This is a genomic window from Paucihalobacter sp. (assembly GCF_036825875.1).
Lineage (GTDB): Bacteria > Bacteroidota > Bacteroidia > Flavobacteriales > Flavobacteriaceae > Paucihalobacter.
This window is the reverse complement of record NZ_DAISXK010000001.1, coordinates 89,595-97,922: the sequence shown is the minus strand read 5'-3', so window position 1 is coordinate 97,922 and position 8,328 is coordinate 89,595. Positions and strand designations below refer to the sequence as shown.

The window sequence follows — 8,328 nt, the reverse complement described above, 5'->3', positions numbered from 1 at the left end:
ATGCCAAATGCCAAATGCCAAATGCCAAATGCAAAATGCCAAATGCAAAACTCAATTGCGCTTATTTCCGTCACTTCGAGTGATTTTACGAAGCATGCGGAGTAAAATTGTATCGAGAAGCAGGCTTAGAAACGGTTCTCGATACAAAATTTACAGTTCCGTTTCACTGCACTCTAAATTTCACTCGAACTGACGGTTGTTAGATTAAACTGTAAATTCTTCGTCACTTCGAGTGATTTTACGCATCTTGAAGAGTAAAATTGTATCGAGAAGCAATCCGAAAACAACCTTTTATCCCATCCCTAACCCCTCCTTCGGCGGGCAGGCTCTTCCCAAAGGGAAGGGAACTGTTAGTACTTTAAAAAGACTTTGTTTTCTTTCTTTTTTTATTGGCTCTGCCGAATCTTCGATTTCCGAAGCGAAGCGCCTGTCCGCCGAAGGAGGAAGGAACCTCACCCTGCTGAGTCCTTTATTCTCTTTAAAGGTTAGCTTTCATATAAAATGACTTTAAACGGTCAACCTATATAAGGGATGAACAGTTTTCTCACCTCTCACCACTAACAAACTCATAGACTCACTAACCTAAAACAAAGCGATGCGGCAAACAAACTCACTAACTCATAGACTCAAAAACTCAAAAACTCCAGCCACTGTTTCCTAACAACACTCCAATCAAACCCTTCAGCCTTCACTCTTGCTCTAACGGCTATAGCATTTGCCAAGTCAGCATTAGACTGCAAGCGCAGTATCGCCTCTGCCATAGCAGATACATCATTCAATGGTACCAAAACCCCATCTACGCCATCCTCAATCAAATACGGCATACCGCCTACCTTGGTACTTACCACTGGTAAGCCTAATGCCATGGCTTCAATCACACTCACGGGCATATTATCAAAATTGGTGGTATTGATAAAAATGTTATGCTCTTTAGCCAGGGCAATCCACTCAGGTTTGCAGAGCTTACCCGTAAAGTTAATTTTCACTTTAAGTTTAGCAGCTAAGGCTTTCACTGTTTTTAAACTCCCATCGGAATCTGGACCTACCATCGTAAGCGTTGCCTTATGCCCTTGGTTTTGCAGCTGTTTAAGCAGATACACCGCCATACAGGGGTTGTAAATCTTAGAAAAGGAGCGTACCCAAAGCAACCTTATCGACTCATATCTTTTGGGTACCATGGGATAGTTGTCAATTGCTATGGTGTTGGGAATAAAGCGTAGGTTGTGATAACCATATTGTTTAAAAGCTTCCATTAAGTACAGCGATGGCGATACCAGTAATTTGGCATGTTTAAATACAAGGGCACTTTTACGAGGACTCTTCTCCAAGCGCTCGGGCAAAGTACCACCGTGCAAAATAGGGATATACGGCAATCGCAACACACGGCAAAGCACACCCACTAACACGGCATAATAAAAATTAAGCGTTCCATAAGTATCCAGCAACACCACATCCGTTTGACGGCGGCATTTAATAACCGTCCACAGCATATCCAGCATCCGGAGTACTTGGCGGGGTTGCGACGAGGTATAGTGCACCCGATAACCTTCCGCTTCCAGTTGGGCGCCCAACTGTAGCATGGCAGGCGGATTGCTATGCTGGTGGTTGAGGCAGTTGCCTACGTAGAGGAGGTTTTTCATATTTTATACGTATAAGTGCTAAAGCGTAAATAAACCCGGGTGCGGCCAAACGCATTGCTGAATGGTTAATAGTTGCAAACCAGAAAAAAAAGAAAGCATAAAAATAAATACTACTTTTTTGGTGCGATCTATATGAAAGTGGAGCAAAAATTAAAATCAATAAGACAATTAAACCAAATATACCATGTTCAGATAATAGCCTACTTATTTCGTTATGTGAGGCAATTATTTTACCGAATTCGTCTAACCTCTCTTGCTTCATCCCATTAGCACCTACTCCAAAAAAAGGATTACTAAAAAAACCATCTAATTCTCCAATAAATAGGTCTACTCTACCCGTTGAAATATCATCCTTTTCTCTGCCTGCTGCATCTTCATTGGCATAACGTCTCTCAATTAGACCATCAGTTTGATTGGCACTACTGAACCATGTTGCTAAACCAAGCATAACAAACAGTATTGAGGTGCCAATTAAGCGTTGTTGCACTTTATAAGAACTTCTTCCATATAAAAAAACTAGAAAAGCACCCACCATTAAAATGGCAGTAAAAATACCACCACGACTGAAAGTTACTATGCCTCTGAAAGCTATCAAGGCCAGTAAGCCCCCATTTAACAATTTTAAAAAGAGACTTGGTGACTTTAGAAAAAAGCGAACAGTAAAGCAAAAAATACCGAGACCCAAAATAGTTGCGGTTTGATTAGGGCCAAAACCCCCTGATAAGGCTCTATTTGAACCTGTACCTGTCAAAACATCTTTAATATTTGGGTTGTATAAAAATAAATACACCATTAATGATACTACAGGCATACTCATGCTTGCAAGCGCATCTAGTAGCTGTTGATGCTTTAAAGTTCTGTCATGAAAATATAAGGCCGAAATACCTAAACATACAGGTCCGCTTAAAACAAATGCAACTGAAGATCTAAAGTTCAAATCGAGTCCTAGTTTACCACTAGCAACTAAAACAGAAGGCACTAATAAAATCAAATACAAAAAGTAAGGCCAGGCACTACCTTTAACCCCATTGAAAAACATGCCCATTAATATAAACAATATCACTGTATATTTTGAAATCTCGTAAAATAGGGTTGCTCCTGTGGTACGTAGCAAGACCTCAGCTCCTATCATATAAGAACAGGCTAAAAGTACCGTGTAAGTTTTTTTAGAAGGCAAAGCGAGAACAATCCTTAGTATCCAATAGCCTACCAAAATAAAAAAATAGACGCGACGTAGGGGCTCAAAATTATACATCAAGAAACCAAGCAATAAATGCGATACAATTAATTGTGTATAGGTAAAAGTTTTAAGCATCTTTCAATTGCATATAAAGATTGTTCAATTGATTTACAAAAGCCGTTGAACTATAATGGGTCCGTACCTTATGACTGAAGTCCAGAGCATAGGTTTTCGCTTGTTCGGGTGTGATAATAATTTGCATTAAAGCTTCACGCAGTGCCATTTCATTATTAGGTGGCACTATTAAACCTTCTTCTTTATGATTTATAACAGTTGGTATATCGCCCACATTTGTTGTTACCACTGGTAGCTGATGGAGACCATATTCTAATAAAGCCAAGGGCAAGCCTTCCGATTTGGAACTTAAAACGCCAATAGAAGCCTGAGATAAAATATAACTAGTATCCTCACAACTACCGTAACAAAACACTTGATCATCCAGTTTTAGCTCGTTGATCAACTTATAAACACATGCACTGTATTCATCGTTAAAATCCTTACCTATCAAATGAAGTGACCATTCTGAATACACCTGCACCACTTCATTAAATGCTTTAATCAAGGTGAAGTGATCTTTTTGCGGACGTAAATTTGCCAAACACACCACACGCTTACCTGTAATACCATATAATTTAGTAATTCGTCGGCTGTTTTTATTGGCCATTACAAAATTAGTTAAGATATCCACTTGCGAATGTTTTAAAACATTTTTTGACCAATCTGCTAATTTTCGATTCACTGAAATAATAGCATTAAATCGTCTTGAACAAAATTTTAAAATCTTATGCGGCCTCTGCTCCAAATGTTCACTGTCGCCATAATGGTCATGCCAAATCAAGTGCAATTTAGGATAACTTAATTTCGCAATATAGGCCATAAAGAATGAAGAGCTATGGGCATGAATAATGGTGATTTGATGGGTTTTAATGATGGTCTTCAAACGTATAAACGCCTTAATATCCAAGGTGCTTTTTTTATCCAAACAATAGTAAGGTACCGCTTTATCCACTTGTGACTCTAAAATACCACCTACCCTGCTCGCCACCAGCACTACCCCAATACCTGATTCATGTAAAGCATTGGCAAGATTTACGGCCATACGCTCTGCCCCACCAGCCTCCAAACTATCTATTAATTGCAATACCTGCATAAGGCAAAAGTAATTGGATTTTTTGATTTATTCTGTTCTCTATTAACTCATATCGGTTGCTTGTTCCAGACGTAGCCACGACCTCTAAGTAGTTGGTAGTGTACGGATCTATTCTGGGTTAACACCACCAACTCAAGAAAGCAACGGGTCACTTTTACAACTATTTAAAATTTCCTTTTAGAACTTTTTCTATATCTGCTTCTAATCTATCAAAGGTATATTGCTCCGACCAAGCTTGAGCTTCTTTCGCCTTAGCGGTTAGATCCTCCTGCTCTAAATATTTAATAATCAAATTCACAGCCGACTCCAACTCGGGCGCAATCAAAATACCACGACTACCTTCCCCTAACATCCAAGCCACGCAAGATACGGGGGTGGCGATGGGTACACAGCCAAAAAACATGCCCTCGGCCACTGCTTTTGGCCAGCCCTCACTTTTTGATGGTAAGATGTTAAAATGAGCCTGTTTATAATAGTCCATGATAAGTCGAATGTCCTGATTGCCGTGAAACATAATTTGGTCTTGCAAACCGCGGGTACTAACATATTCCTGCAGCTCATCCATCAAAGGACCGTCGCCAAACAAATCAAGAAACGATTTATAACCCTTTTGGTTGAGAGCTTCTATGATTTGAATGGTAAGCAGAGGTCGTTTGCCTGGTACCAGACTGGCGGCAAAGACCATTTTTAAAGTGTTTTGATAATTTCTAATTTGAAAGGGCACTTGATCGGCCTCATAAAAGGTAGCCGATATAAAGGGTAAAATATGTGTGGGCTCTTTAGGCCATGCACCATAAACTAACACCTGCATATTCCTGGTTAAAAAGCGGTTGCGTAAAATGGCCTGTTGTAAGCGGTAACTCCAAGGCTGGTTACTACTGGGATCCCAATTTCCAGCGTATTTGGTGGATTTTGGTTTAAAAGGGAAGAAGATTTGAACAAGTAAACCAAATAAACTCATGTTACCTGGGCATCTGAAGTGAATATGCTCTGCCCACAGCATACCCTTAAATAGTTGAAATGCAATTAGTGGTAAAACGAATATCGATTTCAAAATTATACCAAAATTATTGAAAGCAATAAATGGAAGGTAAATACGACTAATATTTTTAGACTGAAAAGGTTTTACGAATATCCTTTGAGGATACCAAAATGGTGAAGCAATTTTTACCTCATTCACATTTTTAAACCATAAATCCATCTCATTTACATAAGGCGGATAAGCTTTGAATTTATCGTCAACTAAAAAAACAGGTGCATAGGATACAACCAATAATTTACTTACTTTTTGATTCATAAATAAGCCTCAGAATTATTATCACTTATTTTTTTTGCGGGTACACCCAAAACAGTCGTGTTTGCCTCAACATTTTTATTCACAAAAGAATTAGCCCCAATAACTGCACCGTCACCAACAGATATTTTTCCCGCAACCACAGCATTGGCACCAAGATAAACATTATTTCCAATGATGGGTACACCGCGCTCATCTCCTCTTCCACTTACGCCAATGGTAACACCTTGCGAAATATTACAGTTATTGCCAATCACGGCATTCGCATTAATTATTATTGAACCAAAATGGCCGATGTAGCACCCATATCCAATTCTTGCTGCATATGGAATTGAAATGCCAGATATAACCTCCACAAATTTTTGTGAAATAACTGCAAACACTAAAAGTAATTTTTTTAAGTAATTAGGTGCTTTTGATTGAAATATCGCTGAATTTACGCGATATATAATCAATGCCCACAGACCTTGTTGCGTTAACACTAACAACAAAGACGATTTATTAACGTATTTCTTGTATCGAGCTATATCTGACTTAATATATATTAGCATAAGCTTTATTTGATGACCATCAGGTTAACAATAAACTGTAAAAGTCAAGATTTTTATTTACAATATGAACTAAATTAAATTTTTGCTTGGAAAATTTAATTCCCTTTTTAGCTATAACCAGCGACTCTTTTTTATTTTTTAATACCCAAATTATTTGCATTGCAATGCTTTCAGAATCATACGGATTGCACAGCAACCCCGTTTCCATATGCTCAATTGTTTCTTTGCCGGGACCTAATTCTGTAAAAACAACAAGTTTACCCATAGCCATAGCCTCTGGTGCAACTAAACCTTGGGTTTCAACATGAGATGGAAATACACAAATCTGTGCCTTAGCATAACATTTGGGAATGTCTTTAAATGGTACACTACCATGAAAAGTAACATATTGATCGATTATTTCGGCATACTTAGACCTAAGCATCTCAATGTAAGACCTATTCTGAACATCAAACCAATCCCTTCCATATATATTTAATTTAACCTGCGGAAAGCTTTTTAAAACCGCGGGCATGGCTTCAATAAGTTGTCTAACACCTTTTTTCTCGCAGACTGTTCCAACGAAAGTAATATTATACGGTTCTAATTGAACCTCGGGCATAGGTCTAAACAAGTCCAAATCTATGGGATAATTTATTATTTCAATCGGTTTGTTATTAAAACTTAAATACTTTGATGTTTGTATTTTAACATATTTTGAAACTGCTATAAAGGCATCGGCCTTTTTGAACGACCTTTTTTCTTTTAAGCCCTGCCAAAAGTTTACACCTCGATTTTCACCTTCAGCAAAAAAATGGTGTCCACCATGTAATCTTATCACGTATTTAATTTCCTTTAGTTTCTTGATTAGAAACAAACCTTGTTCAGGTGATTCGACAATATCTATTGGATGTTTTTTATGAATTATTTTTAACTTCGTGTTTATGGATTTTATGTTTTGATAAAATTTAAAATAGCGAAACTTAGGATGAGCTAGTCTATAAATTTGAACACCTTTATCATCTATTTTAACTTCACTATCAGTTTTACCTATACCTACAATGGTTACTTGGTGCCCCATCAAAACTAGCTGCCTCGAAATAGTTTGCAGAAAACTACCAAGACCACCATTTTGCCACAATGGATATTCAGATGATAAATAACAGATATGCATTATTCGAGTGCTTTTGCAATTCGTTTTGAACTTTCAGTTAATGGATGCATAGCAATTTTTTCCAACCATTTTTGTTTATCCTTTGCTAAGGTTTTAGGTTTTGTAAGTAATTTTTCAAATAAACTTTTATAATCTTCTGGTTTTGTTACCCATTCAACAGCATTAAGTCCATGCATACTTTTAAAATGCTCATAACTATAAATTTGCTTCGTATCAAAGTGATTTGAAGTAGAATGATTGTAATGCACATAAAATGAAGGTTTATCAAATGTGGCAAAGTCAAGCGCCATTGTAGAACCTAAATTTACAACTGCTTTACAATGATACGCTAAATTGTATTGAAGTGTTAAATCAAAGGCGTTAGGTAAGGAAAGAGACCAATCTTGATTAAAACACCAGTCAGGCTCAATTTTGGTAACAATTTCTGAATAAGTATTCACAACATTATCAAACCTGTTGGTAGAATCTGACGGTGCTTTACGTAGAATAATTTCTACTTCATCGTTATAATTATTTGCCACAAAAACTGCCAAATCTTCTAAATACAAAGGATCGTTTGGGGAAGTTAAAACATCATCCCCACTGAAAAGAATCCATTTTTTGTTAACATCTATCTTATATTTTTGAGCAAAATCATGACGTTCTATCTTTAATTTTCCATTAAAATAGTGTTCAAATTGCGGTGTTCCAGTAATTAAAATATTTTTTTTTAATATTTCTGGATAAAACAATTGTAACTGTTGCGACATATAATCCGACCAAACTAAAATTTTGTCATATTTGACATTGAGTCTCGCTTTAGGGATATTATCCCAAGAAAATATGGCGACAAACACAGGGATATTCAATTTTTTTGCAGCTAAACTCAAAGGCATTAAATTTGGAATACGCTGATGTGAAATAAAAACTGACGTAGGATTTAATTGAAGGAGTTGCTTTTTAAAATTATCTATTGCACTTATGTTCCAAGTTGAGGCTATCATCCTTTCAAATAATAACAATATCTTGTAATTGCATGACAGAACTGTACCAATGAATTGTGCCAAAAACATTAATAAACATCTTGCGTTTATTTTTGAAGGTTTTTTCCAAAATTTATAAATTGATTTATTGCCAGAGATTTTAATATTAAATTTAATTCTTGCATACGAAGTTGATTCGCGTAAGATGCGCGTTATCAAAGACTCTTTCAAAGGTTGAAATTCGACGATATTAAATGAAGCAGTGTCACATGACAAAAAAAGTTCTTCAAATGAATGTTTTGGAAGTGATGTATAAATTGTTAAGGTAAAAGATTTCA

7 protein-coding genes are annotated in these 8,328 nt (G+C 36.8%); all 7 read right to left on the bottom strand.

What is annotated here, in order from left to right:
- Window positions 1-626: 626 nt before the first annotated feature.
- On the bottom strand, window positions 627-1,580 hold the full coding sequence (locus V7Z48_RS00480) for a glycosyltransferase family 4 protein (RefSeq protein ID WP_334111415.1): 954 nt from the start codon (window positions 1,578-1,580) through the stop codon (window positions 627-629).
- A 13-nt stretch (window positions 1,581-1,593) separates the two neighbouring features.
- Complete coding sequence (locus V7Z48_RS00475) at window positions 1,594-2,955, bottom strand: O-antigen ligase family protein (RefSeq protein ID WP_334111414.1); 1,362 nt, start codon at window positions 2,953-2,955, stop codon at window positions 1,594-1,596.
- Complete coding sequence (locus V7Z48_RS00470; RefSeq protein ID WP_334111413.1) at window positions 2,948-4,030, bottom strand: glycosyltransferase; 1,083 nt, start codon at window positions 4,028-4,030, stop codon at window positions 2,948-2,950. Before V7Z48_RS00470 ends, V7Z48_RS00475 begins: the two co-directional genes overlap by 8 nt.
- 160 nt (window positions 4,031-4,190) lie before the next feature.
- Window positions 4,191-5,327, bottom strand: a complete 1,137-nt coding sequence (locus tag V7Z48_RS00465; protein WP_334111412.1) for a glycosyltransferase family 4 protein — start codon at window positions 5,325-5,327, stop codon at window positions 4,191-4,193.
- The gene (locus V7Z48_RS00460) at window positions 5,324-5,875 is read right to left on the bottom strand and encodes a serine O-acetyltransferase (RefSeq protein ID WP_334111411.1); all 552 of its coding nucleotides are present in this window, start codon (window positions 5,873-5,875) and stop codon (window positions 5,324-5,326) included. The genes V7Z48_RS00465 and V7Z48_RS00460 overlap by 4 nt, the downstream gene beginning before the upstream one ends.
- 19 nt (window positions 5,876-5,894) lie before the next feature.
- Window positions 5,895-7,028 carry a glycosyltransferase family 4 protein gene (locus tag V7Z48_RS00455; RefSeq protein WP_334111410.1) on the bottom strand — a complete coding sequence of 378 codons (1,134 nt, stop codon included), beginning with the start codon at window positions 7,026-7,028 and terminating at the stop codon, window positions 5,895-5,897.
- Window positions 7,028-8,011, bottom strand: coding sequence for a hypothetical protein (locus tag V7Z48_RS00450; RefSeq protein ID WP_334111409.1), 984 nt, complete (start codon window positions 8,009-8,011; stop codon window positions 7,028-7,030). The genes V7Z48_RS00455 and V7Z48_RS00450 overlap by 1 nt, the downstream gene beginning before the upstream one ends.
- Between the last annotated feature and the right edge of the window lie 317 nt (window positions 8,012-8,328).

What these genes read in the sequence shown, in the direction of transcription:
- V7Z48_RS00480 (WP_334111415.1), bottom strand. Translation starts at nt 1,580, where the DNA reads ATGCTACAGTTGGGCGCCCAACTGGAAGCGGAAGGTTATCGGGTGCAC.
- V7Z48_RS00475 (WP_334111414.1), bottom strand. Translation starts at nt 2,955, where the DNA reads ATGCTTAAAACTTTTACCTATACACAATTAATTGTATCGCATTTATTG.
- V7Z48_RS00470 (WP_334111413.1), bottom strand. Translation starts at nt 4,030, where the DNA reads ATGCAGGTATTGCAATTAATAGATAGTTTGGAGGCTGGTGGGGCAGAG.
- V7Z48_RS00465 (WP_334111412.1), bottom strand. Translation starts at nt 5,327, where the DNA reads ATGAATCAAAAAGTAAGTAAATTATTGGTTGTATCCTATGCACCTGTT.
- V7Z48_RS00460 (WP_334111411.1), bottom strand. Translation starts at nt 5,875, where the DNA reads ATGCTAATATATATTAAGTCAGATATAGCTCGATACAAGAAATACGTT.
- V7Z48_RS00455 (WP_334111410.1), bottom strand. Translation starts at nt 7,028, where the DNA reads ATGCATATCTGTTATTTATCATCTGAATATCCATTGTGGCAAAATGGT.
- V7Z48_RS00450 (WP_334111409.1), bottom strand. Translation starts at nt 8,011, where the DNA reads ATGATAGCCTCAACTTGGAACATAAGTGCAATAGATAATTTTAAAAAG.